At 59.6% G+C, this 24,794-nt stretch carries 15 protein-coding genes; 6 read left to right on the top strand and 9 right to left on the bottom strand.

Annotated features, from left to right (window positions below; translation table 11 throughout):
• The first annotated feature begins 302 nt into the window (after window positions 1-302).
• The 4 genes from ACEN8Z_RS26065 (at window position 303) to ACEN8Z_RS26050 (ending at window position 4,400) form a co-directional block, all read left to right on the top strand.
• On the top strand, window positions 303-1,406 hold the full coding sequence (locus ACEN8Z_RS26065; RefSeq protein ID WP_007986100.1) for an ABC transporter substrate-binding protein: 1,104 nt from the start codon (window positions 303-305) through the stop codon (window positions 1,404-1,406).
• A 166-nt stretch (window positions 1,407-1,572) separates the two neighbouring features.
• On the top strand, window positions 1,573-2,481 hold the full coding sequence (locus ACEN8Z_RS26060; protein WP_007993653.1) for an ABC transporter permease: 909 nt from the start codon (window positions 1,573-1,575) through the stop codon (window positions 2,479-2,481).
• A complete protein-coding gene (locus ACEN8Z_RS26055) occupies window positions 2,478-3,326 on the top strand; it encodes an ABC transporter permease (protein ID WP_007986104.1) in 849 nt (282 codons plus the stop codon). The genes ACEN8Z_RS26060 and ACEN8Z_RS26055 overlap by 4 nt, the downstream gene beginning before the upstream one ends.
• Before the next feature lie 18 nt (window positions 3,327-3,344).
• Window positions 3,345-4,400, top strand: a complete 1,056-nt coding sequence (locus ACEN8Z_RS26050; RefSeq protein WP_007986106.1) for an ABC transporter ATP-binding protein — start codon at window positions 3,345-3,347, stop codon at window positions 4,398-4,400.
• Between the two features lie 130 nt (window positions 4,401-4,530).
• On the opposite strand, the gene ACEN8Z_RS26045 is transcribed toward ACEN8Z_RS26050, so the two are convergent.
• Window positions 4,531-5,460, bottom strand: coding sequence for an AraC family transcriptional regulator (locus ACEN8Z_RS26045; RefSeq protein ID WP_495596113.1), 930 nt, complete (start codon window positions 5,458-5,460; stop codon window positions 4,531-4,533).
• Window positions 5,461-5,798: 338 nt separating this feature from the next.
• Here ACEN8Z_RS26045 and ACEN8Z_RS26040 point away from each other — a divergent pair, with 338 nt between their 5' ends.
• Both ACEN8Z_RS26040 and ACEN8Z_RS26035 read left to right on the top strand, forming a co-directional pair.
• Complete coding sequence (locus ACEN8Z_RS26040; RefSeq protein WP_495596112.1) at window positions 5,799-6,152, top strand: putative quinol monooxygenase; 354 nt, start codon at window positions 5,799-5,801, stop codon at window positions 6,150-6,152.
• 41 nt (window positions 6,153-6,193) lie between these two features.
• The gene (locus tag ACEN8Z_RS26035; protein WP_108228609.1) at window positions 6,194-6,424 is read left to right on the top strand and encodes a hypothetical protein; all 231 of its coding nucleotides are present in this window, start codon (window positions 6,194-6,196) and stop codon (window positions 6,422-6,424) included.
• A gap of 5 nt (window positions 6,425-6,429) precedes the next feature.
• Here ACEN8Z_RS26035 and ACEN8Z_RS26030 read toward each other — a convergent pair whose 3' ends face one another.
• From ACEN8Z_RS26030 to ACEN8Z_RS25995, 8 genes are all read right to left on the bottom strand, one after another.
• Complete coding sequence (locus tag ACEN8Z_RS26030) at window positions 6,430-7,053, bottom strand: flavin reductase family protein (RefSeq protein WP_495596111.1); 624 nt, start codon at window positions 7,051-7,053, stop codon at window positions 6,430-6,432.
• A gap of 255 nt (window positions 7,054-7,308) precedes the next feature.
• Window positions 7,309-7,500 carry a hypothetical protein gene (locus ACEN8Z_RS26025; protein ID WP_108228611.1) on the bottom strand — a complete coding sequence of 64 codons (192 nt, stop codon included), beginning with the start codon at window positions 7,498-7,500 and terminating at the stop codon, window positions 7,309-7,311.
• 224 nt (window positions 7,501-7,724) lie between these two features.
• Complete coding sequence (locus ACEN8Z_RS26020) at window positions 7,725-9,044, bottom strand: MFS transporter (RefSeq protein ID WP_007986116.1); 1,320 nt, start codon at window positions 9,042-9,044, stop codon at window positions 7,725-7,727.
• 301 nt (window positions 9,045-9,345) lie between these two features.
• Window positions 9,346-10,680: a sigma-54-dependent transcriptional regulator gene (locus ACEN8Z_RS26015; RefSeq protein ID WP_007993665.1), complete on the bottom strand. Its 1,335-nt coding sequence runs from the start codon at window positions 10,678-10,680 to the stop codon at window positions 9,346-9,348.
• The gene (locus tag ACEN8Z_RS26010; protein ID WP_495596110.1) at window positions 10,674-12,440 is read right to left on the bottom strand and encodes a sensor histidine kinase; all 1,767 of its coding nucleotides are present in this window, start codon (window positions 12,438-12,440) and stop codon (window positions 10,674-10,676) included. The genes ACEN8Z_RS26015 and ACEN8Z_RS26010 overlap by 7 nt, the downstream gene beginning before the upstream one ends.
• A 100-nt stretch (window positions 12,441-12,540) precedes the next feature.
• Window positions 12,541-15,315 carry an RHS repeat-associated core domain-containing protein gene (locus tag ACEN8Z_RS26005; protein WP_495596109.1) on the bottom strand — a complete coding sequence of 925 codons (2,775 nt, stop codon included), beginning with the start codon at window positions 15,313-15,315 and terminating at the stop codon, window positions 12,541-12,543.
• Window positions 15,312-19,931, bottom strand: coding sequence for a SpvB/TcaC N-terminal domain-containing protein (locus ACEN8Z_RS26000; protein ID WP_495596108.1), 4,620 nt, complete (start codon window positions 19,929-19,931; stop codon window positions 15,312-15,314). Before ACEN8Z_RS26000 ends, ACEN8Z_RS26005 begins: the two co-directional genes overlap by 4 nt.
• Window positions 19,928-24,787: a Tc toxin subunit A-related protein gene (locus ACEN8Z_RS25995; RefSeq protein WP_495596107.1), complete on the bottom strand. Its 4,860-nt coding sequence runs from the start codon at window positions 24,785-24,787 to the stop codon at window positions 19,928-19,930. Before ACEN8Z_RS25995 ends, ACEN8Z_RS26000 begins: the two co-directional genes overlap by 4 nt.
• Window positions 24,788-24,794 lie beyond the last annotated feature (7 nt).

Below are 24,794 nucleotides of genomic sequence, written 5' to 3'. Positions count from 1 at the left end.
CGAGCCTGCTCGCGATGGACGTTAACGATAACGCGGGGTACCTGAATGAGCGCGGTGCCTTTGCATCCATCGCGAGCAAGCTCGCTCCTACAGAAAACCCATCCGCATGCCCCGAAAGAAGGCATGCGCTGGCGTCATGGCTTCAATGAGTTTTTATCGATAGTCAGGTGTTTTACACGACCTCAGGATGACCTTGCTGGTTCAGCCAAGCCCCCGAAAATAGAGGGGCTAACGCTGGTCCAGTCGCGCGGATGCAACAGTTTCGACCTGCCTTATACCTACAAAAACAAAGGGAGTCCGTAATGGGCGAGCATGATCTGAACAGACGTCAATTTATCAAGACCGTGGGCGTAGCCTCGGTTGCAGCGGCAGCCATGAGCATGCCGTTCATCAAGGCCAATGCCAGCGACACACGTTTTGCCGGCAAGACCCTGCGTTTGCTGACCTGGTCCGACGACACCGGCCTGGCTGCACTGCGCAACATCGCCGCGACTTTCGAAGACAAGTACGGCTGCAAGGTCATCGCTGACCGCACCGGCAGTACCTCGGAAATGGTCGCCAAACTCAAGGCCGGCGGTGATCGTCCGCAGTACGACATCATCACCCTGGCAGGCGTCGGCGCCGAAGGTCTGGCCGCCGCCAACCTGCTGGAAAAACCCGACCTCAACCGCATTCCCAACCTCGTCGATGTACCGGAGAAATACCGCACCGGCGCCAACGGTCACGGCATCGGTTACCTGCTGTGGTGCAACAGCCTGGTCTACAGCACCCGCACCCAGAAACAAGCGCCGGACAGCTATGCGGCCCTGTGGGACCCGGAGCTGGCCCCGAACATCTTCCTGCCGCCGCCGAACTGGACCGAGGCCATGGACCTGATCATCATCGCCGCCAAACTGGCCGGTGGTGACGAGCACAACATCGAGCCTGGCTTCAAGAAACTTGCGGAGCTGAAAGATCGTGTGGTGACCCTGGGTGAAAACCCGAACCAGATCGCCGAGCTGTTCCGCACCGGTTCCCTGGACATGGGTGGCCTGTACGCGCCAGCCTTCTTCCCGAAACAGATCCGCGACCCGAACTACGGCCTGGGTGCCACGTTCGGCATGAAGGAAGGCTTCTACACCGACCTGATGCTGTCGGTGATGCCGAAGAACCGTCCGGGCGATACCGACATGGCCTACGCCTTCATCAACCACTCTCTGGACCCGCTGGTACAGGGCAAGATGGCTGAAGACATCTACAACGGCCCGGTCAACGCCAAGGCGATCATCTCCGCCGAAGCGCGCAAGAGCCCGTACATCCTCACGCCGGAGCAGATTGCCGAGAAGGCGATCATGCACGACAACGCCTTCCTGGCGACTGTGCATGACCAGTGGATTCGTCGTTACACGGAAATCTTTTCTTCCTGATCTGTAGGAGCGAGCTTGCTCGCGATGGACGTTAACGATGACGAGGGCTGCCTGAATGAGCGCGGCGCCGTCACGTCCTTCGCGAGCAAGCTCGCTCCTACAGGGGGTCGGGGGTGACACCCCGCTTCCGTGTGCCATTGATCCTCCATTGACGAGACCCTTTGCTATGGAACACCAACCTCTGACTCATCCGTTGAGTGCCGCCCCCGTGCGCGCCGTTCGGGGTGTTTCGCCAACGGCGCGCGCCTGGTTTTTCCTCTCGCCGTCGATGCTGTTTCTGGGTGTGCTGATTGCCGCCAGCCTGCTGGTACTGCGCATGAGCGTGGGCACCAAAGGCGCGGAATGGTCCGGGTTCAGCCTGGCCAGTTACGCCCAATTGCTGGAACCCTATTACCTCAAATCCCTGATGCTGACCTTGCGCCTGGCGCTGATCAGCGCAGTGATCGCAGTGATTCTGGCGATCCCGGTGGCCTACACCATGTCGCGCCTGACCTCGCCGTTCGTGCGACGGATCTTCCTTGCGGCGGTGTTGCTGCCGCTGCTGGTCAACCTGCTGCTGCAAAGCTACGGCTGGCTGGTGATCCTCGGCCCCGGTGGCATGCTCAACCAGACCCTGATGGGCCTGGGGCTGATCAAGCGCCCGATCATGCTGTTGTACAACCAGAACGGCGTGTTGATGGGCCTGGTGCAAACCGCCTTCCCGCTGGCCGTGCTGCCGATTGCCAGCGCCATGCGCGGCGTCGCCCGCAGCTACGAAGAAGCTGCCGCCACCCTGGGCGCGAGTCGTTTCCAGGTGTTCCGCCAAGTGGTATTGCCGATGAGTCTGCCGGGGATCATTACCGGCGCGACCCTGGTGTTCGCTTACAACGCCAGCAGTTTCGTGGTGCCCTTGCTGCTCGGTGGCCGGCGCGTGCCGATGCTGGCGGTGATGGTGCATGACCAGATCGCCCCGCTGATGAACTGGCCCGCCGCGTCCGCTGCCGGTGTGGTGCTGATCGTCACCACGCTCGCGATCATGACCCTGTCCGAATACATCACTGGCCGTCGTCGGCGCATGCTGGAGGCTTCCCAATGAGCACCCTGACCAAGAAGCGTTATGGGCTGTTGCCCGGCGAGACCGGCAAGTTTGCCGGCATCCTTTCGGGCTTCATCCTGCTGCTGGCGGTACTGCCGATCCTGACCATGATCGTCATGTCGTTCAGCGGCGCGTCGAACCTCGACTTCCCGCCGAGCAGCTACAGCCTGCAATGGTACAAGGCCGCCTGGCACACCTTTGTGTCGCCGGACGCCAGCGATGTGCTGAGCCTGGGCAAAGCCATGACCACCAGCCTGATGGTGTCCTGCCTGACCATGGTCTTCGCCACGATCATTGCGGTGCCGGCAGCCTACGCGCTGACCCGTTGCGAGTTCCGCGGCAAGGCCGTGGCGCTGCAACTGATGTCGCTGCCCCTGGTGTTCCCGATGGTAGTGCTGGGCCTGGCGTTGCTGCTGGTGTTCGACAGCCTGCCGTTCCAGATGACCACCTCGCGCCTGGTGATTGCCCACGTGATCCTGGCGTTGCCGTTCGTGGTGAAGAACTGCACGGCGGCGATGCTCTCCATCGGCAGCGAAGTCGAAGAGGCCGCGCAAATGCTCGGTGCCTCACCACTGCGGGCGATTGTCGATGTGGTGGTGCCGTTGATGAAGTCGGGGATCCTGGCGGGCATGCTGCTGGCGTTCATCGTCTCGTTCAACGAATTCACCGTGACCTATTTCCTCTACACCATCGATGTGATGACCGTGCCGATCTGGATGTACAGCCGCACCGTGTCTTCGCTCGACCCAACCGTATTTTCGTTTGCCGTGCTGATCGTGTTGATCGACTTCGTCCTGATCTGGGCGCTCGAAAAACTGGTTGGTGAAGGTGGCGTTTCGTTCTGATTTCTTGAGGTGATTCACATGACTGGTCTGATTCTGGAAAACGTCGAGAAACATTACGGCTCGGCCTGCGCGGTAACGGATGTGAACCTGCATTTGCCCGAGGGCAAACTGGTGTGTTTCCTCGGCCCTTCGGGCTGCGGCAAAACCACTTTGCTGCGCATGATTGCCGGCCTGGAAACCCTGACCGGCGGCGAGATCCGCCTGGACGGCGAGGACATCGGCAACACCCCGGCGCACCTGCGCAACTTCGGCATGGTGTTCCAGTCCCTGGCGCTGTTCCCGCACATGACCGTAGGGGAGAACATCGCCTATCCGTTGAAGCTGCGCGGGGTCAGCAAGGCTGATCAGCAGGCGCGGGTGGTGGAGTTGCTGGAGCTGATCCAGTTGCAGCAAATGATTGATCGTCCGGTGGCCAAGCTGTCCGGTGGGCAACGCCAGCGTGTGGCGATTGCCCGGGCAATTGCCAATCACCCGAAAATCCTTCTGCTGGATGAACCGCTATCGGCGCTGGACGCCAAGCTGCGTGAGTCGATGCAGGTGGAGATTCGTCAACTGCAACAACGCCTGAACATCACCACCATCATGGTGACCCACGACCAGCGCGAGGCCATGACCATGGCCGATATCGTGGTTGTGCTGGGTGAGCACAAAGTGCAGCAGGTGGGCACGCCGATTGAAATCTACCGGCACCCGGCCAACGAGTTCGTCGCGGACTTCATCGGCTCGGGCAACATCTTCCCGGCCACGGCGCTGGGTAACGGCAAGGTCAGCCTGCCGGGCGGCGATGCGCTGCAAGTGCCGATCTGCAGCAGCATTGTGGTCGGTGAAAAAGTGAAGATGCTGATTCGTCCGGAAGACCTGCAACTGTCCGCACCTCAGGCGACCGCGGGTAACCGCTTGCTGGGCAAGGTAACGTTCGTGCGCGATATCGGCGCGACCATCGAGACCACGGTGGAGTGTTCCGGAGTGTCGTTTACCGCGCTGAGTACGCCGTGCCAGGGCTTTGGCCTGAGTGTTGGGCATCCGGTGTCGGTGACCTTGCCGGTGGAGGCTTGCCGGGTACTTGGGGCTTGATCCAGGTTTGATGCTGGCCTCACTGGCTTCATCGCGAGCAAGCTCGCTCCCACATTGGACGGTGTACGCTGGACCCTGTGGGAGCGAGCTTGCTCGCGATGAGGCCGGTACCGTTTGCAAAGAAACAAGCTCAAACCGTCAAGCGCAACCGCGCCAGATCCCGCAACGGCGGCGCCCCGAACAACCGGCTGTATTCACGGCTGAACTGCGACGGACTTTCATACCCGACGCGATACCCCGCCGCCGAAGCCTCCAACCCTTCGGCGAGCATCAAGCGCCGCGCTTCTTGCAGACGCAACTGCTTCTGATACTGCAACGGACTCATCGCCGTCATCGCCTTGAAGCGGTGATGCAGCGTCGATACGCTCAGGTTCACCTCTTTGGCCAAATCATCGATGCGCAACGGCTGTTCAAAATTGCCGTTGAGCCATTTGATCGCCTGGCTGATGCGATGGCTCTGACTGTTGGTGATGGCGATTTCGTACAGCCGATGCCCTTGCTTGCTGCGCAGCAGTCGATAGAGGATCTCCCGGCGAATCAGCGGCGCCAGCATGGCGATGTCTTTCGGCGTGTCCAGCAAGCGTGCCAGGCGCAGCACGGCGTCGAGCATGGCGGTGTCGAGCCGTTCGACATACAGTCCGCGCCCGGTCGGCCGGGTGGGCACGCCGAGGGGGCCGGCGTCGGCGATTAGCGCGGTGATTTCCGCCGGGTCGATGTCCAGGCGCAAGGCCAGGATCGGCTCCTCGGCCGAGACATCCACCACCCGTCCACTCAGCGGCATCGAGACCGAGACCACCAGGTAGTTCAACGGGTCGTAATTGAAGTATTCATCGGCCAGCCGAACTTCCTTGCGCCCTTGGGCCATGATGCACAGCGCCGGTTGCGCCAGCCCCGGGGCGAACTCATGGGACTGGCTGTGGCGCGACATGAACAGCGAACCGATGGCCGTGGCATAACTGCCATCTTCGGCGGTGTTACGGCGGATGATCGCCGCCAGTTCCGCGCGCTGCTTTTCCATGTCGGTGTCCAGCGGGGCTTGAAAGTGATCGAGCGTCGACATGCGCGGCATCCTCGGCAAGGCATGTAGGGAATGGAGCAGAGCATAAGTTTGTGCAAGTGGCAGCGGTAGACACATCCTGTCAGATGCTTGCCTGATTCTGCCTAGGGTCGACCGGTGGCGTTGCCACTAGAGCCTTGTGCCTGAAAAACTTGCTTGAAACTCGTATGACGGAACCGTGACAGGGTTTACCGCTTGTTACAGGCTGTCCATGCAGTTTCGCAGGATTGTGCAACACGCCGGCAGGAATCGACTAACGAGACAGGCGTCGCGGCCCTTAACCTTGGATCCTGTCGCAGCCCGTCCCCCGGCTGCCACGCGACTCCCCGGGAGGGTTGAACATGTCCAAGCAGATCCCCGTCAGTCATATGGCCTTCGTTCGAGCGCGCGCCGGTCGTTCGGCGGAACTCGGTGTACGCCTCAGCGCCCTGATCGAACCGTCCCGCGCAGCGCCAGGCTGCCTGAGCTTTGCCTTGCAGCATTCGCAGTGCGACCCGCAGCTGTGGCTGGTGTCCGGTTTCTGGAGCAATCAACAGGCCATGATCGCGTACTTCAGCACGCCGGCGATGGAGGTTTTTGCCGAGCTGGTGCAGGATTTGGTGGTCAACAGCCTGGATTTCCACACCTTCAAGGATGTGTCGGCGGCGCAGGCCCTCGGTCAGTCCGGGGCAGAGGTACACAAACTGGCCGGTTGAGGGTTTAATGACAGCATTCTCAACCAGCCAGGATTCGCGACATGGCACGTAAAGCCTTTGATCACTTCGAAGCTGTTTCCGCTGTAGTACCGGGCGAGGGTGGTTACCACGCCGCTATCGCTGTCAAAGCGCTGGATGGTTCCGGCGCCCCGCGTTTTCACAAAGTGCTGGAAGGCCAGGTCTTTAAAACCGCCCATGATGCCGATCTGGCCGCCGCCAAAGAGCTGCTCCATCTCAAGGACGTCAAAGAAAACACTGACCTGCTCTGGTAATGACTTCACCGCCCCGGGCGGTACATCTTGAACAAGGCCTCAGGCCCCAGCTGGAAATAATCCGCCGGCCCGCCGCCGCGCAGAATCGGTTCTGCCGCGGCGGTGTCGTATATCCCATCCTTCAACAGCCATTTGGCGATATGCACGGCGACCACTTCGCCGAGGATCAGCCAGGTTGGCACCACATTGCCGTCCGCCCGTTGCAACTGAATGATCTGCGTGACCTTGCACTCGAAGGACACCGGGCTTTCGGCAACGCGTGGCGCCTGGATAATTTTTGAAGCAACGGTGGTCAGTCCGCTCAATTCGAATTCATTGATATCCGGTCCGACATTGGCGCAGCTCTGGTTCATCTGTTCAGCCAACGGCCGAGTGGCCAGGTTCCAGGCGAACTCGCCGGTCTGTTCGATGTTGTTCAGGCTGTCTTTGCGACCGATGCTGGAAAAGCCAATGATCGGCGGAATGTAGTTGAAGGCGTTGAAGAAACTGTAGGGCGCCAGGTTCAAGCGGCCCCCGGCATCCTGTGAAGAGATCCAGCCAATCGGACGCGGGCCGACGATGGCATTGAACGGATCGTGGGGCAGGCCGTGGCCGTTGGCGGGTTCGTAGAAGTGGATGTCGTCGGGCATGGGGTGAGTTCCAGAAGGCAGCATTTGAATATCGACCATAGTGCTAGGGCCGGACGCTGATTTCCAGTCAGATATAGAGCCTTGTGGGAGCGAGCTTGCTCGCGATTGCGGACCGACATTCAGCATAGATGTTGACTGAATGTCAGTCATCGCGAGCAAGCTCGCTCCCACAGGTTTTATGTGATTACCAGACTTTGTGTTCCCCCCAAAATGACTAAGCCCGGCCGAAGCCGGGCTGTGAACTTCCCTCCACATTCAGCCGATAGCTTCTGCGCTGCCGGTTTTATCGAAGCCATCGGAGGCATAGGCGCCCGAGTGGCTGCGTTCGATGGCAGCGCTGGTACCGGCGCCGTAGGAGGCCGAGCCGGTTTTGTCGTAACCGTCAGCTGCAAAGGCATTGGCAGCCAGCACGGAAAGGGTCAGGGCAAGGATCAGTCGGGTTTTCATGACGGGTACTCCAGGTACGTTCGCAATGGTTACGTTCAGACGCTCTTTCGAGGCCTGTAACGGATATACGTGCGTCCTGTCGATTTGGATGCACTCGGCTGCAGGGTGCGGCCGGTGAATTAACCGATGATTATCTTGCTGGAGGGGGAGATGAATGGTGCCCTTCGCGAGGTCGCTCGCGAAGGGCCATGGCACTCACTGTTGCAGTGAGCGCCGGTTGGCGATCAGTCGGTGACAATCCGCGAATGCTTGCGGGTGTCTTTCATGGTGACGTACACCAGCAACGACACGGCAATGCACGCCGTGACGTACCAGTAGTAACCCGTCTCCATGCCGATGCTCTTGAACCACAGCGCGATGTATTCAGCGGTGCCGCCGAAGATCGATACGGTCAGTGCGTACGGCAGGCCAACGCCCAGGGCACGGATTTCGGTCGGGAACAGTTCGGCTTTCACCACTGCGTTGATCGAGGTGTAGCCGCTGACGATGATCAGCGCCGCCATGATCAGGAAGAACGCGCCCCACCAGGTCTGGATGGTGTGCAGGGTGGTGAGGATCGGCACGGTAAACAGCGTACCCAGAATGCCAAAGGCAATCAGGATCGGCCGGCGACCGATTTTGTCCGACAGCCCGCCGATGACCGGTTGCAGGCACATGAACAGGAACAGCGTGGCGGCGGAAATGGTGGTGGAGTCGGAAATGCTCATGCCGACGGTGTTCACCAGGTATTTCTGCATGTAGGTGGTGTAGGTGTAGAACGCCAGGGTGCCGCCCATGGTCAGGCCGACCACAGTCATCAGTTCCTTGGGATGACGCATCAAGGTGCGCATCGCGCTTTCCTTGGCTTTTTCTTTCTTGGTGAAGGACTCGGTCTCTTCCATGCCGCGACGCAGGTACAACGCAACCACGGCACACAACGCGCCAATAGCGAACGGGATGCGCCAGCCCCAGGCGTAGAGCTCTTCGGTGGTCAGCAATTGTTGCAGCACGATCAGCACCGCCAGGGCGATGAGCTGGCCGGAGATCAACGTCACGTACTGGAAGCTGGAGTAGAAGCCGCGACGTTCCTTGGTCGCCATCTCGCTGAGGTACGTGGCCGAGGTGCCGTATTCGCCACCCACCGACAAGCCTTGCAGCAAGCGCGCGAACACCAGCAGGATCGGTGCGCCGATGCCGATGACTTCATAGCTTGGGCTCAGGGCGATCAGCAGCGAGCCGAAGCACATCAGGTACACCGAGGCCATCAGGGCCTTTTTGCGCCCGACTTTGTCCGCATACAGCCCCATCAGCCAGCCACCGATCGGGCGCATCAGGAAGCCCACGGCGAAGATCGCGGCGGTGTTGAGCAGTTGGGCGGTGGTGTCGCCTTTGGGGAAGAAGGTCTTGGCGAAGTACAGGGAAAAAGCGGCATAGACGTACCAGTCGTACCACTCGACCATGTTGCCAACGGAGCCGCTGAAGATCGATTTGATGCGGCTGGACGTGGTTCTTTCTTTGGCCGGCACGGCAGCCGACCCAAGCGGCAGGGAGTTGGAGTTATCCATTGAAGGATCCTTCGTTTAATTGTTTTTGTGGAGCGCGTTTAAACGCAGCCTGCAGGGGCTATAGCAGGAGCTGTGCCAAGGGGGAGAGGGCCGGTTTAGAGGGGGCAGGGTGTTTCGGTGAGCGGAAATCCGCTTATCTGTGGGGAGTGGTGAGCGGAAAGTTGCTTATCTGGCGGTGTATTTGTACTGCCTTTGCCGGCCTCATCGCGAGCAAGCTCGCTCCCACAGTGGGTCTGTGTACGCCAAACATTGTGGGAGCGAGCTTGCTCGCGATGGGGCCAGAACAGGCACCGCAAAAAACTCAGTTCTCCTGAAGGAACATCTCCCGGCTCAACCCATGCCGCTGCATCTTTTCATTGAAGGTCCGGCGCGGCAGTTGCAGTTCTTCGAGCACCGCTTTCACATCGCCCTTGTGCCGGGTCAACGCGGCGCGCAGGCATTGCGCTTCGAACGCTTCCTGCTGCGCCGCCAGCGACTGGCCGGGCTCTATGCCCAAGGGCTCCGGCTCACCGAGCCCCAATACCTGACGCTCGGCGACGTTCGCCAGTTCGCGCACATTGCCCGGCCAGTCGTGGCTCAATAGATGGCTCAACTGCGGACCGCTCAACGGCGGTAAGGTCCGGCCCAGGCGTTCGGCAGCGTGGCGGGCAAACGACTCGTAGAGCAACGGGATGTCCTCGCGCCGGTCGCGCAACGGCGGCAAACGCAACTCGGCGACGTTCAGACGATAGGCCAGGTCTTCACGAAAACGTCCGGCCCGCGCCTCGTCGAGCAGGTCCGGTTTGGTCGCGGCGATGATGCGCAAATCCACGCGGATGCTCTGGTTCGAACCCAGTCGCTCAAGTTTTTGCTCTTGCAACACCCGCAGCAATTTCACCTGCTGGGCCAAGGGCATGCTTTCGATTTCATCGAGAAACAGCGTGCCGCCGTCGGCGTATTCCAGTTTGCCAATGCGCTTGCCGGACGCCCCGGTGAACGCGCCGCTTTCGTGGCCGAACAGTTCGGCCTCGAACAGTTGCTCGGGGATGGCCGCGCAATTGAGCGCGACAAAGGGCTGGTCGGCCCGTGGCCCGAAGTCGTGCAAGCAACGCGCGACCAGTTCCTTGCCGCTACCGGTTTCCCCGCGAATCAACACGTTGACCGGCAGGGCTGCCAGGTCCAGCACCTGCCGACGCAGGGTTTGCAGGCCACGGGACACGCCGAGCAGCGTGGCATCCAGTTTGGCGCGGTTGTCCGCCTGCTCGTGCAGCGCGCGGTTTTCCAGGACCAACCGGCGCTTGTCGAGAGCGCGGCGCAGACTGCCGAGCAGGGTTTCCGGGCTGAAGGGCTTTTCGAGGAAATCGTAGGCCCCGTCGCGCATAGCCTCGACGGCCATAGGTACATCGCCGTGTCCGGTCAGCAGGATCACCGGCAAATCGGCATCCCGTCGTTGTACCTCGGCCAGCAGTTCCAGCCCGGTCATGCCGGGCATGCGCACATCGCTGAGAATCACCCCGGCAAAATGCTTCGGCAACTGCGCCAGGCACTCGTCGGCGCGGCTGAACAGCTGCACCTCGAAGCCCGACAGGCTCAACCATTGCTCGACGGCACTGCGGATGCTGCTTTCGTCGTCGACCACCATCACTGAGTTCAGCATGGTTCATGCACCTCCTGGTCGATGGGCAAGGTCAGGGTAAACACGGCACCTTTGTCATGATTGCCGGCACTCAGGCGCCCGCCGGATTCGTGAACGATGGCAAAGGACACGGCCAGCCCGATCCCCAGTCCTTCGCCCACCGGTTTGGTGGTGAAGAACGGATCGAAGACTTTGGACAGATTTTCCTCGGCAATGCCACCACCGTTGTCGATGACGCTCAGGCGCCACAATTGTTCGTCGGCCTCCAGGCGGATTTCCAAGCGTTTGCAGGGTTTATCCTGCATCGCATCGAGGGCGTTGCGCAGCAGGTTGATCAGCACCTGTTCCAGACGAATCGCATCGCCACGCACCCAGGCAGGGCGGGTCAGGTGGAGCACCGTGCTGACCTGTTCGTCGCGCAGCCGGGTGTCGAGCAGTTGCAGCGACTGGTCGACCACCGCCGCCAGGTCCAGGCGTTCGCGCAAGCCGCTGGGGCTTTTGCGGGCGAAGGTTTTCAGGTGGCCGGTGAGGGCGGCCATGCGCGTGAGCATTTCATCCACCGGTTTGAGCGCCTTGTAGGCGTCGTCGACCCGGCCGTGGTCGAGCAGCAGGCGCAAGGTCGCCAACTGCATGCGCTGGGCGGTGAGCGGCTGGTTGATCTCATGGGCCAGGGCGGCGGACATCTGCCCCAGCGCCGCGAGTTTGGCCGATTGCACCAGGCCTTCCTGGGCGGTGCGCAGGTCGCGGGTGCGTTCTTCTACCAGTCGTTCGAGTTCTTCGCGACTGCGCTGACGCAGTTTGGCCAGACGCCAGCGCTGGTTGAGAAACAGCAACAGGAACACCAGGGTCAGCCACAAACCGGCCGCGGCAAGCGCGGCGTTGCGACTGTCTTCGAAGGCGACCTGCGGGCGACGCAGCAGGTGCAGGGTCCAGCCCTCAGTGCTCAGCGGCAGGGATTCCCACAGGTAATCCGCCTTGCCGTCCGGGCCATTGACCCGGGCCAGATCGCTGTTGTCGTCGAAACGCCGCAACGATTGAAACTCAAGCGGCGTCAGAGGCTGCTTGTCGTACTGGCGGGTGGCCTTGAGTTCAGTGTGATCGCTGTCGCTCAGCGGCTTGAGCAGGCGATAGCGCCAGCCCGGCTGGTTGGCGATGAAGATGATCCCGCGTGCATCGCTGACCAGCAGCGTGTCGCTGCCCTGACGCCACTCGCGTTCCAGTTCGGGAAACTCCAGTTTCACCACCATGGCGCCGAGGAATTGGCCGTCGTCATCGCTGACCGCGCTGGAGAGGAAGTAACCGGGAATTCCGCTGGTCACCCCCACGGCGTAGAAGCGCCCGGTGCCCTGGGTGCGGGTCTGGTTGAAATAGGGCCGGAAACCGTAGTTGTGGCCGACATAACTGCTGGGCAAACGCCAGTTGCTCGCCGCCACGGCGAGGCCGGTGCGATCGAGCAATTCCAGGGTCGAGGAGTTGGCGGCGCCGTTGATCTTTTCCAGTTTGCGGTTCAGCACATCCTGCTGCCCGGGGCTCACCGGCCCCTTGAGCGCCGAGCGCAGCTCCGGATCCAGCGCCAGCACGGCGGGCAGGGCACGGTATCGTTCGATCAGGGTATGCAGGGACGTGGCATACAGCGCCAGTTGCTGATTGGCACGGGCGGCATCTTCGACCATTGACTGGCGCACGGCGTGGCGCATGGCCAGGGTGGCGGCGATGGCGGCACCGGCGATGATGAGCAGTACGTAGAACATCATGCGCGGAAAGCGGGAGGTCAAAATCATTGGTCAGGAAAGGGGAGTGTCAGGGTGGAGCACCATAGCATGCGCTCCACCGATCTCCTTCCAAATGGTGCAGTTGAAGAGGTGACAGTCAAGGCGCTGGTCAATTCCAGCGTACCGACGTCTCGCCATGTCTGACTACACGATTGAGCTGTCGACTCGAACTGGAGACATAGCGCAAAGGCATATCAAAGACAGTCTGTACATAGAATATGTGGTTGTTGGTAGCGGCCTTGGTTAATTGCAGTCCTTCGGTGTTGATCTCGAAATAGTGAGTCATTTTGTCCGGGTAATTGCCATGTTTGCGGATGCCAAAAATGCTCTGCGAGGTGGCTTGTTGTGACTGGGTCTCGGGTGCCAGATCGGTAAGGTAATGACGATTGATGTTTTTATGGGGCGTCCCGTCGAGATCCTTCGAGGAAGGAGTGAGCATCCAATCGCGCATTATCGCGGCATGCCCGACCTTGTTGGTGTAATGGAAGTAAACATTGCTCGGGTCGACAGGCGTTGTCAGTTCGCTTTTCTCCCCTGGAAACGCTTCTCGGTGCAGCCGTGTTTGTTGCTTTCCAGATGGAAAAGAACCGGTAGATGGTAGAAATGACGAAATCGATGCCGGCGGTTCATCGATTTTCAATGCGCCAAGTCGCGAGGTAGGAGGTGAGCCTCGCCGGTCCGTGGACTGGGATGCGCGAGGATGTTCGAAAGGATGGTATCTGGAGGACGTTGACCGATGGCTCAGAGACTCTCGAGAAGACCGTGACGAGGAAGGTCTTGACGGACTGGGGTCGCCGAACAGCCGCACCACCTTTGCGCGCAGGTCGCTCTTTCGACGATCACGGTTGTGCTCATTTTTGTACCTGATGGTGGCCGGCCTTTCTTCCTCCGAGTCTGACGCCAGCCCCATCCAGTCTTTGAATGCCATTGGGTTGTTGCGAACCATGCAATACAAATTCAAGCCATCCACGCTACCTGCCGGATCAGGGTTGATCCAGCTTCCCAGCCACGGTGCGTAATACCGAAATCCATAATAGTAAAGCCCACTGGCATCCCGCTCCTTCCCCGAATACCGAATGGTCTTGTAATCGGCATCGACCTTCGAGCGGGCAGCCCACCATGCCGTGCCCCCGTAGGGGTAATAACCCTCGTGACTGATGACGGCGGCCTGTTGATCCAGTTCCAGGCAACTGGAGCCCAGGTGATCATCGATGCTATAGCGCAGTTGATCGTTATCGATACCGTCCGGTGTTCCCTTGACCCAATGCAGGCACCGCACGCTGCCACGGGCCAGTTGTACGTGAATAACCTGAAGCTCCTCGCCGTCGTCGGCGGTGCGCACTTCCAGGCCCGGGAGATAGTGCACAACATCTTGATGGGTCACAGTGCGGGCCCGTCGGGTGCAAAGCTTGACGACCCGCTCTCCGGCAGCGTTGTAGCGATACCATTCACCGTCATTGATCCCGGTCGGGCGCTGGACATTGATGACGCTTTGCAACTGATTGCGTGCATCCCAGGTCAGCGGTTGGGCGCCTGAGGCCAGGTATTGCAAGTTGCCGTTAGCATCGAATTGACGCTCGAAGTCGGGAACGTCCTCCCCCTCGCACCATGGCAACGCGCGGTTGCTTTGTGGGTCGACGTACATCAGGCGACTGAACGGATTTTTATCACTCTCATGGCGCAACGAGGTCCGATTGCCGCCAGCGTCGTACTCGTAATATTCGCTGTAGTTGAGCAAACGGGCAGGGTCGATGGGGCTGGGGATGTTCAGCTCCGGCAACCCCGGGTTCTGGCCCGCACCCGCCGTTTCACGCCCCTTGGCGCTGGTCAGTTGGTAGAGGCTGTCGTAGGTATAGGTGTTTTCGGCTGCCACGCGCTGATTGTCGAAATAGCTGTCTGCTTGTGTGTGATCCATGAGCCGGAGGATGTTGCCGACCGGGTCGTATTCGTAATTCATTTCCTGCAAGCGCCGGTGTGTCGAGGTGGTCGCGGTCAGGCATTCCAGTCGCCCGTTTTCAGGCTGGTAGCTGGCAACGCTGGTGACGTTGTTGCCGGCAATCTGAGTGAGCAGTTTTCCTGCTGCGTCGTATTCGACAGCGCTGAGCAACGGCTGCGATGGCCGCCCCCTGAGCGTCAGGTCGATGCGTTGCAGTTGCCCGGCGCGGTCGAAGTTGAATTGTCGTCGATGGCCGCTGGCATCGATCTGTTCCAGCATTTCACCTGACGGGCCGTATCGATGTTCGCTGATGTAGCCTTCACCGGGTTGCAGTAACGGATCGCGATCAGCCTCGTTCGCCGGCCAGTTGGCTGACAGATCCGCCTGATCCGGCAGGAAACGCCGGACCTGGCGGATCAATTCGCCATTCAGGGCGTTTTGCTTGAGCCACAGCGAACCGGCCGAGTCGTCATGGCGGATCAAACTCCCGCACTGGTTGCGCTCGGCGAACTCAGACGAGTTGTCGGCATACGTCAGGCGCTCGACGGTGCGTAAGTCCACGCCCAGGGCGTACTCATGGAGAGCGATTGGCCGGCGCAGGTCGTCGTACTCGTACTGCCAATGACTGCCTCGGCGGTCCCAATGTTCGAGCACTTGTCCGGTTTCCCCCGTCAGGCTCAGGCGCCATCCCGCATCGACGCTGTCAGTCACCAGCACCGCGTCCGACAGGCTGTAAAGCGTTGACTGGTTCGGCCGGGTTGCTGCTGAAAAGAAACGTGGATCGCGCTGAGCCACTAGCCGCCCGGCGGCGTCATGTTGTTGAGTGGAATTTCGCGCAACGGGGTTGTCAGACACCACTGCGCGAAGATAAGCGACTTGCCGTACCGCTATGCCACGACCGTCTGTTGCCGCCAGTTCTGGCGTATGGCGATGGATATTTGAATTCAATGGATTGTCCAGTTGGAGCGCCGTTGTGCGGGCGGTGGTTCAAATAAGTCGTTCTCATCGAACGCGATGGTGTACCAGGTGCGATAGCGCTGTTCGCGACGCAACGGCTTTTCTTCAGGTGGATTGCCCTGCAACATTTTTTTCGCCAGCACGGTGTGGGTCGGCCGACCGGCGGCATCGTAGAACTGCTGGTCGTGATAACCGGACTCACGGATCGCCGCATCATTGATGTAGCGGTACGCGCTGGCGAAGTACGGCCGATAGATACGCACGGTTTCGCCTTTGTTGTTGTACTCGACCCGTTCGCTGACTCGCCAGCGCCGGGCCGCCTGTTCTTCCCGGGGCCGTCCGTGCTCGTCGAGGTCCAGCTCGCCTTTGTCGTTCACCACCCAGGCCATACCAGGTTCCACTTCCTGTTTGGCTTGCAGCACACGCCCGAAACCATCCCAGCAGGCGATGCCCGCGCGGATTTGCAGCTCCGGATCGCCGGGGTAGCGGTCGGCCTGCAAGATGACGCGGTACACGGGGGCGCGACGCGCGTCGTCGAGGTATTGCTGAAGCTGCCGCTCGTTCGCGGAAGGGTTTTGCAAGCCCTCAAGATGCACGCGGGCGCGACTGCAGAGGTGGCCGTCGGGTAATACAAAACCTTCGGCGCGGGCCCAGTCCAGCCAGGGGGCGGGGGCTGTCCGGGGAACTTCGCCCATCCAGCTGAAGGGTGCGGAGAATGTGGCGGTGGCGTAGTTGCCGATGGCCTTGTGCTTGTCGGCGATAGCCCCGGCCGGTGTGCGATCCTCCGGTGGCTCGTAGCCGCTGAGAGGGTCGAAACCGACCTCGACCCCCAGTTCGGTGCCGTAGAAACTGGTCACCAGCACTTCGCCGAATGCGTTGTAGCGCGCCTCCTGGGTATTGCGATTAGGGTCCTCGATAGCGGCAGGCAGAAACGAACGGTAGTCGACGTCGAGGATGCGCGTGGTGCAACCGTCCGGCAGCGTGACGGCCGTGGTCAGGCACCAGTGGTCGTCATAGGCGACGCTGGTGATGCCGTGGCTCTTGGTCTGCTGGAATTCTTTGACGTTATAAAAACCTGCGAGGTAATGGTAGGTGGGGAAGCTTTTGCGTACTGACCACAGGTAGTTTTCGGCATCGGTTGGATCTTCGGGGTCACCCGCAGGAGCATCTGGCAAGAATAGATCCATGATGTGGTAGCCGACCTCAGGGGATTCGAGTTTCTCCTTGAGGTTGAACGGCATATTGCCGTGTTCATCCCTTAGATAGCGGTAGGCTTTCAGGGCTTCTTTACCCAGCTCGGCGGTTTCCACATAGTCGGGCAGGGCGTTGAAGATCAGTTTGTCCGGGGCCAGTAAATTGCCCGTGTCCGGATCCTGATAGCGCTGCAACGACAAACCGGTCAGCACCGCTTTGGCTGACCAGGCCCCGTTATCCACGCTCCAGCCAAGGAAGTTTTCGTAGTTGATGTCGGCGGGCTTGAGTTCGTCTTTTTCCAGAACCAGCGCATTGCCGCGCTGACGATAAGGCAGACCCAGGCGCCAGCCATCAAAGTCTTCCAGATGGCTGTACTCGGCCTTGGCCTGGGTCAGATACCAGCATTGTTGAGCTTCGTCATGGGCGTCCAGCCACCACCTGTTTTCGTAGTCTTCATCGCTTTCGTCACCAGGTGTAGCGACGGTAAAGGGCGGGGTGTCCTTGTCGGTTTTGCGCCGGGCGTAGTGCACGACAAAACTGTGGATCAGGCTGCCGAATTTGTCCCAGTCCAGATTGATCGTGTGCTGGACCAGCGGGTCGTCGGCCAATTGCGGTTCGTACTGGTAGGCGATGCTTTCCAGCGCCAGCGGTTGCAACACGGCATAAGGATGATGGTTGCCCTTGGGCCGGAGTTCGCGCACCAGAAAGCGGTTCTCCTGCACGGTGTAGGGCACCGCTGTTGCGGGATCGTCGTCGGCAGCGAAGACTTCCGTGCGCAGCATCGAGCCACTGAGTGCGCGGGCCATTTCGCGGGCGAGGTCCTCATCGGGATCGATGGAGCGACCGGCCGCATCGCTGAGGTGATATTCCTGCAATAACGTTTTACCCAGCGCCTCGGCCAGTGGGTCGCGGCTGTAGTAACCGTCGTCGCGCATGTCGACGGCAAGCCCGGTGTGGAACCAGGTCTTGCTGAGGATCGGCGCGGTAAAACCCGGGTTGGCGCGCTCGGCGACTGAGGCTTCGGTATCGGTTTGCAGCAGCAGGCCGAAACCACGGAATTCACGCTCGACGCTGTCGTAAAAACCTTGGCGGTAATTGAAGTTCTGGGTCAGGCGATTGCCGGTAATTTCATCGAGTTGGGTCTGCTGGCTGACCAGATGCATGGCGAACGGCAAATGAGAAACCGCGGCTTTTCCGGCCGCAATCAGCTCGGCCTTTTCGTCCAGCCATTCCTGGGCCGAACTGCGGTAACTCACACCCGTCACGGCGCCCATGTTGTTGTGGCTGGCATTCACCAGATATGGCTTGGCGCTGACGAAGTCGTAACGCCAGTGCCGAGGTTCCATATGCGCAACGGTCAGGATCAGACTGGAGCAGCCAAGCCCTTGCAGGTCGGCGATGCTGACCTGGCAGAGGCGGTCGTAACGCACACCTTCGGGCCACGGCATATCGACTGACACCTGATCGAAGCCATTACCGCCATGGTTCATGAACACCCGGAAATGGTCGGACTCGAGGTAGATCAGATCAACGGCACCGGAGCCATCCAGGTCCGCCAGCCGCACCCGCGAAGCATCGAATTCGGCGTAGTCGAAGGGTAAGGCGCAAAGCACAAAGCCTTTGCCGAATTTGCCATGGCCCAGGTTCGGCCAGCATTTGACTTCGTTGTGGCGGATGCGGATCAGGTGTTGTGCACCGCTGCCCAGTGGGTCGCTGAACGCCACCAGTTCAGTCTGGGCATTGCTCAACACTGGCAGAGCGTCGTCATCGTGAGGAACGTCGGCACCTTGGCTGAACCCGATTTCACGACGGCTTGAATACAGCCGCACGCTGCGGGGGCCGATCAGTGCCAGGTCCGTCAGGCCGTCACCGACCAGATCCGCCAGCTGCGCCATCGGATGAAAAAACTCCGTGGGGAACGCATCGTAGGCTACGAAGTTCGACCAAGAGCGGTCGGGATTGAGGGTGAAGAACCCGGACAGACCGGGACGGGCGATCACCCAGTCGAGCTTGCCATCGCCGGTCAGGTCACTCAGGGACTGGCGAATCGGTTTGCTGCTATCGGCCACGGGAATGGCGGGCAATGCCTCCCAGTCGCCATAACTCACGTCGTTGCCACCGGTGGCGGCGCGCAACGGTTCGCGGTAGTACCAGGCCTTGTCACTGCTGAACAGCACCCCTGGCATTCCCTCGCCGTACAAATCCACCAACTGGTAACGCTGACCGTCATTCAGGCCGGGCATCGGGGCAAACGCTGTCCAGCCTTGACGCGCCGGATAGACTTCGAAACGGTTGTAGAAGAATTCCATGGGTGGGCGACTTTCCATCTGCCCCTGATTGTCATAGGCCTGAATGTGAGCGGCCGTCAGATGGTTGTAGCCCAAGGGGCTCCGACGGTGTTCGAGCAGCAGGCGCTGGACCAGCACCGGTTCGGGTCCCAGTTCATCGGTAAACTGATGAAACATCAGCACCTGCCGGCACAGTCGCCGATTACCCAGTTCGAAGCCGTAGGCGTAGTTCCAGAATGAGTCTGATCGTACCTGCCAGTCACCGGTCGGTTGATAGGGCGGAACTTGCGTCAGGTCGGTGCTGCGTTCGCCATAGTCGAACAGCAAGTGGAAATGCCATTGCACATTTTTCCAGCCGTCGGCACTCAAGGAGTACAAGTTGGCAGATGCCTGCGCGTTGCCGTAAAGCACTTTGTGCAGGTAACGCTGGGCACGGTAATCGCGAAACTGCGGGGCGGTAGGCGCGTCGGTTTCAGCCTTGTACTCGTACACCACGTGTTCGCCACGCAGGTTCAGGCTTTCATCGATCAGCCACACACCGACGCGGGATTTGTCATTCGGGTCGGCCCGGCGCGATGCTTCGGTTTTTCCGTAGCAATGCAGGCTGCCGTCGGCGCCGTGGATCAGCCAGAAGCCGGCCGGGTTGTCCGCATCGTCAATATTGGTCCAATGCTCGATCCGATCGAAAGCGCCTTCGACCCGCGGCCAATAGCGCACGACCAGGTGCATGCCCAGTTGAACGCCGTTGTACTCGGAAACCGGTTGGGCGATGAGTGAGCCGTCGTCACTCTTCTCTGGCATCCACACGTCACCGCCGGGGCCGACCACCTGATCGCTACCGTCGTACCTGGGCACGCCCCTGGTGGTGCGCAGGGTGATGGCGTTGGTAGTCAGGCGCCAGCCGATGCCGAACGGGCTGTTGCCGACGTCGCTGCTGTAGCCCAGGCCCAGGGCTGGGACCATGTCACGGTTGGGAGCCTTGCTGATCGGCAGCGGCAACTCCAGCGATGCCGCACCGCTGGTGCCTACCGCCCCCCAGCCCTTGCCGATGCTCTGAATGGCTCCGCCGCCTTTGGGCAAGGAGGGTGCATTGATTTCCAGAGGGGTTTGAGTTTGTTCGTTCATTGCAAACCTCCACCGGCCCTGGCGGTGTAGGAAACATGAATGATGATGTCGGTCAGGGATTCAAGCATCGCCTTCTGCGCAATCAGGTTGGGGAATGTCAGGGTCCAGCGTGAAATCGCGCCGGTGTATTCGAACGGCAAATAGCGTTCGTCCTGGAAGTTGAGTTGGAACAGACCGTTGTCATCGACGCCATGGGATAGGGCAATCTGCTGGCTGGCTCTCAGGTTCTCCTTGACGTTGCCGGCCGTGGCGGACATTTCCACCTTGCTGTAGCTCTGGCTCAGGACGGCGCGGATGTCTTCATAGGGCCCAACGGTGACGGGCAGGGACACGCTGATGGTTTTGATCCGCCGCAGGTAGTGATTCTGGCCGGCGTAATCGTCTTCGAACATTTTTGCCGTCAGTTCGAAATCACAGGTGCCAGTGCTCGTCAGAGCAGTTTTGATGTTCTCCCAGGTTTTGTTGATCGTCGATTCGGGATCCTTGGCAATGAGCGTTTTCAACGACACGGTTTTGCGGATTTCCAGGTCGCGTTTATTTTTTTGCACGTATTCACTGTACATTCGCTGCAAGCTCATTTTCAGCTCTTCCCCCGCCCCCAATCCGCGGTAGCTGTTATTCCATGTCCCAGGACGAATGAAGGTCTGAGTGAAGTCGCCCATTTCATACTGCCAACAGGCCTCGGCGGCCTGGCATAGGGACTGTGCGGTGTTGAAGGCGGTGTAGTAGAAGCCGGCGAACTTGCTGTTGAGCCAGTCGTAGGTCTGGGACTTGCTGAAGCGGTTGCTGCTCAGCAGGAAGTCGTGGGTGGCTTTGGCCTGGTTCAGTGCGGTTTGCGCTTGGCGCAGTTGCAGTTGAGTGGCGGTGTGTTGTGCCTCGAAGACTTCCAGTTGAGCCTTGATTTGCTCGGCTTCGAGTTTTGCCTGGTCACGGGCCTGGGTCCATTCCTGGGCGCGGCGACGGTATTGCTCATAAACAGCGATGGCTTCGCCTGCGCCATGTTGGGCGGTTGCCGAAGCTTGTAGCAAGTGCATCGGGGCTTGGAAAGTACCTTCCAGGCGATGGCCACCGGTTGCCATCCCGAAAATATTTGGCGCCGCTTTGACGGTTTCCGCATAGAACCCCAACATACCCATACTGATTTCCGCTACGCGACCGCCCAGGTGTAAGGATCCGGCTAGAATTTCTCCGACGCTGACGCCGTCATTCACCAACTTTTCGTAATATTTCAGACGCCCTTGAATGATCTCTTGACTGGCTAGCAGCGCTTTTTTGTTTGCTTCATCGATCTTTCCGGCCTGGACCTGAATGTCGACAGCCACTTTCGCCAGGTTCCAGGCCTGTTGCTGTTGCAGTTCCAGGTATTGCGCCTGCTCTTTACGCTCGATCAACGACAACAGGGTCGAGCCGAATTGCATGACACCCTCCACCGCATTTTGCGCAAGCGCAAACATGAAGCTGAAACGGTAGTGTGGAATCTGCGGACTCAACAAACGGTTGAGTGCCGCCCCGGACAATCCCTGGGCTTGGGCGGCGAGCAGCGCTCTAGGGTCCAGCGGCGCGGCAAACAACGGCAGGTTCAAGGCATTGCCCGCTATGTCAAGGTTGTGCCGCAGGTTGTACAGGCGGCCCTCGACCCGTTCCCAGCGCTGGATCAGCTCGGGGTTGAAGGGGCGGCGCAAGTACGGATTGTCGACGCAAGGCACCGAGGGGTCGGGGGTGCAAGGCCGCAGGCACAGCAGTGGAGCAACTTCTGAGGCCGGGGCGTTTCCGATCCGCAAAGGCGGGTTGTGCTCAAGGCGCTGTTGAGCCTCGATCAACTGTTGCTCGAACTTGCGTAACTCCGGGTTTTTCGCCGTACTCAGTTCCTCCAGGCTGACGGGCTCCCAGTCGTCGGCTTGCTTGACGTCCGGGCGCGCGCCCAGCATATCCAGGGTGTGGGCATAACGCAGCTTGGCTTCTGCCAGCCCGTCCGGGGTCAGTTCCCGGTAGGCTGCGTCTGCCTGGTTGCTCTCGATATCGATATAGAGGCCATACAGCGCCTTGCGAAAATGCACTGGGAAACTCAGGGCAATCTGGTGCGGGTCGTCCGGGTACAGGATGGCCTGGCTCGGGTTCGGCGGAGTCGGCCATACCGGCTCTTCCAGCGGTACTGACTGCCAATAGTCGGGACGCCCCGGGGTGTTGCTCTGGCGCGATGGATCAAAGACAAACGCCAACCAGCGCTTGGCCTCGTCGTATTGCTGCTCCTGGTTCAGGCGGTGCGCCACCAGCCAGGGCAGGTACAGGAACAGTTCGAGGAAGTACAGGTAGTAGGCGCCCGAGAAGTCCATGGGTTCGGCGCCTTGGCCGTTGGGGATGGCGGGTTCTTTCATGTGCTGGGTGTCCCAGCTCAGCAGCGACGCCATACCGGACTCGGCGCGTTCGATCAGCTGCCTGGAGAAAACGGTGTTCATGCGGATAGGGTCGCGTTTTGTCGAACTGTCCAACCCATCACTGTATTGGATGCTTGAACCGGTGAAATCGATGAACTGCGCTTCGCCCAGAGAGAGATTGTCCTCTGGGATCGAGACTGGCAGCTTGTGGACGCTCGGTGCGATTTGTGTCTCTTGCTTCTCCACGGCACCCCAGCCGATGCTCAGCGTCTTGAGCGCCCCGCCTTTGAGCTGCCAACTATCAGAAGGGGGCCAAAGCACACGCACCTGCTCATAGACCAACACCCCATAGATCAACGGAATCTTCAGATCTTCAGAAGCTTCAGGCCAGGTGACAGGCCAGCCATCAGGTCGATGGGTGGTCTGGTCGATGGAGAATGAATAGCGCAGCGTCGAGTCCCTGCCCAGGCTGGTGGCTAAGCTGGTCGCATGGAGTTGGCGCAAATCTGCAAAATTCATGGGGGGGGTATTGGATATGACATCCTTAGGGTGGCCGATGAACAATTGGTAGCGGAAAGGCCCGTGTTTAGAGCTATTAACGTTTTTGCCAACTTTGAACTTGTCGGTCTTGGAGGTATATCGCCAAAACTCGCTGAGCTGGTTTTTCGGCGAGCTGATGATGTCTTCGAGCATGTGCTTGTACAGGCGTTTGCCTGCCAGTGAGGCCGGATCGCCCATTTTGGTCTGGGGCAACGAGAACTTATCCCCGCCCGCGCCAGCTTCAATAATCAGGTTTTTCCAACCGTGGCTGGTCACGAACGAGTATTGGGCTCCTTGCTGATCCAGCCAGTCGGTGCCCACAGGCACGAGGACTGAACCCTCCAGTAGCGTATAGCGCTCATCGTGATAACTGGACTCGTTGTATACCAGCACCATGGTGAAGAGCGTCTTGGTTTTGGCATCGTCTTCGTAAATGCTGAGCGTGACTATCTTGATGTCATCGAACCCTTCGTCCAGGCGTACCGTCAAATCGATGTTGGAGCGGGTTCTGTCATAAACCAGATCGACATCTTTTGCGCTATGTCTGATTCTCGATTGCCATTGGTTGAAGTTCCAGATATCGCTCGGTGCCTTCGGAGCATCATGCTCGACCGCGCCGAAGTCAGGAACGCTGGAGGGCAGCCAGTATTGAAAACGACCTTCATTTTGAAGGGTGTGGGCGAAGATGTGACCGATCAGCAGCACGTGTCCCCTGCTGGGGTCGTCTTCAAGAGGCGTGGCCGCCGCCGGGGTCGGCTTGATGTTGGGAACGAAGCCCTGCGAGGGGTACATCGCAGTCACATTGAAGTTCTTGTCGATGCGCACCGTTCTCAGAAAGTCATAGCTGTCTTTGTCACCCGAGGCATCGTCATCTCCGACATAGTTGGAATACAGCATCAACACCATCGATTCAGGGGACGTCGAATTGTCGTACACCGCGATCGTCCGGGTTTGACGCTCGATTTCCTCCGGCGTTTTTGCAATCAGGTCTGGGGTCTGGCAATAGTTTTCAATGTAGACCCGTGGCGTACTCCAGCTGTCATCGTACTTTTTATAACTGCCGTACAACCGGAACAGCGGATGAGCCTTGATACTGTTTTCGGTGCTTTTTCCGGTAGGTCCGGGAGCCATCATGTCCGGATCCTGGTACTCCACTTGAGCCCAGACCACAAACAGGCGCTTGTTGAACCAGCACGGGCGAATCGTGTGATCCAGGGCTTTCTCCGGGATTGGCACATTGGCCCTTTTCCAGTCCGTCCAGGCGTTGGGCAAGGGCTTGTCGAACTTGTAGACGGATTTGTCGCGCTGGGCGCGCTGGGCCATGTCCAGCGAGCGCCAGTACCAGGCGTTTTCGGCGGGTGACTTGGCGATGAAATAATAGGTGCTGTTGGCGAAATCCTCTCCGTCGATGTAGCCATTACAGATCTTCAGGTTGGCGATTTCCTCGAACCGTGCGATATAGGCCAATACCGCGGCCTGTACGGTATCGGGCTGAATCTGCGCCTGGTTGATGTCGTTTTCCAGTTGCTCGAAGCTGTCGGTCTTGGTCAGCCGCAGGGTCGGGTCCAGGTAAATATCCGGGAAGTAATGCAACTGCTGCAGCGCCGCCCAGATCGGATAGCGGTTCAAACCGTTCTGCCAGGTCCTGATTTGTGCACTTGTCGGGCTGGTGTTCTGGTAGCCGGGTTCCATGTTCAGCAGGATGCCGTTGATCAACTGTTGCAGGCTGGCAATGGCGCAGGCGACTGGGCTGGTGGGCACGTTCTGGCTGATCAGCACATCCAGCAACCAATACTCATACAGATCGTTCGCGGTCTTGATGAGGTCCACCAGGCCGTAGTCGATCATGGTCTGATCCTTGGGCACGGCTTCGTGCAAGTACAGCGCTAGCATCGCGTCACGCAAGGACTCATTGAGGGGGGCATCGAAGTCAGAGGTCATGATTTTT

This window comes from Pseudomonas sp. Pseusp10, assembly GCF_059492225.1.
Note: the sequence above shows the minus strand (reverse complement) of the source record. Positions and strands in the feature narration are given on the sequence as shown.

Bases quoted from the DNA above. Each gene is read 5' to 3' on its own strand.
- ACEN8Z_RS26065 (WP_007986100.1), top strand. From the start codon at position 303: ATGGGCGAGCATGATCTGAACAGACGTCAATTTATCAAGACCGTGGGC.
- ACEN8Z_RS26060 (WP_007993653.1), top strand. From the start codon at position 1,573: ATGGAACACCAACCTCTGACTCATCCGTTGAGTGCCGCCCCCGTGCGC.
- ACEN8Z_RS26055 (WP_007986104.1), top strand. From the start codon at position 2,478: ATGAGCACCCTGACCAAGAAGCGTTATGGGCTGTTGCCCGGCGAGACC.
- ACEN8Z_RS26050 (WP_007986106.1), top strand. From the start codon at position 3,345: ATGACTGGTCTGATTCTGGAAAACGTCGAGAAACATTACGGCTCGGCC.
- ACEN8Z_RS26045 (WP_495596113.1), bottom strand. From the start codon at position 5,460: ATGTCGACGCTCGATCACTTTCAAGCCCCGCTGGACACCGACATGGAA.
- ACEN8Z_RS26040 (WP_495596112.1), top strand. From the start codon at position 5,799: ATGTCCAAGCAGATCCCCGTCAGTCATATGGCCTTCGTTCGAGCGCGC.
- ACEN8Z_RS26035 (WP_108228609.1), top strand. From the start codon at position 6,194: ATGGCACGTAAAGCCTTTGATCACTTCGAAGCTGTTTCCGCTGTAGTA.
- ACEN8Z_RS26030 (WP_495596111.1), bottom strand. From the start codon at position 7,053: ATGCCCGACGACATCCACTTCTACGAACCCGCCAACGGCCACGGCCTG.
- ACEN8Z_RS26025 (WP_108228611.1), bottom strand. From the start codon at position 7,500: ATGAAAACCCGACTGATCCTTGCCCTGACCCTTTCCGTGCTGGCTGCC.
- ACEN8Z_RS26020 (WP_007986116.1), bottom strand. From the start codon at position 9,044: ATGGATAACTCCAACTCCCTGCCGCTTGGGTCGGCTGCCGTGCCGGCC.
- ACEN8Z_RS26015 (WP_007993665.1), bottom strand. From the start codon at position 10,680: ATGCTGAACTCAGTGATGGTGGTCGACGACGAAAGCAGCATCCGCAGT.
- ACEN8Z_RS26010 (WP_495596110.1), bottom strand. From the start codon at position 12,440: ATGATTTTGACCTCCCGCTTTCCGCGCATGATGTTCTACGTACTGCTC.
- ACEN8Z_RS26000 (WP_495596108.1), bottom strand. From the start codon at position 19,931: ATGAACGAACAAACTCAAACCCCTCTGGAAATCAATGCACCCTCCTTG.
- ACEN8Z_RS25995 (WP_495596107.1), bottom strand. From the start codon at position 24,787: ATGACCTCTGACTTCGATGCCCCCCTCAATGAGTCCTTGCGTGACGCG.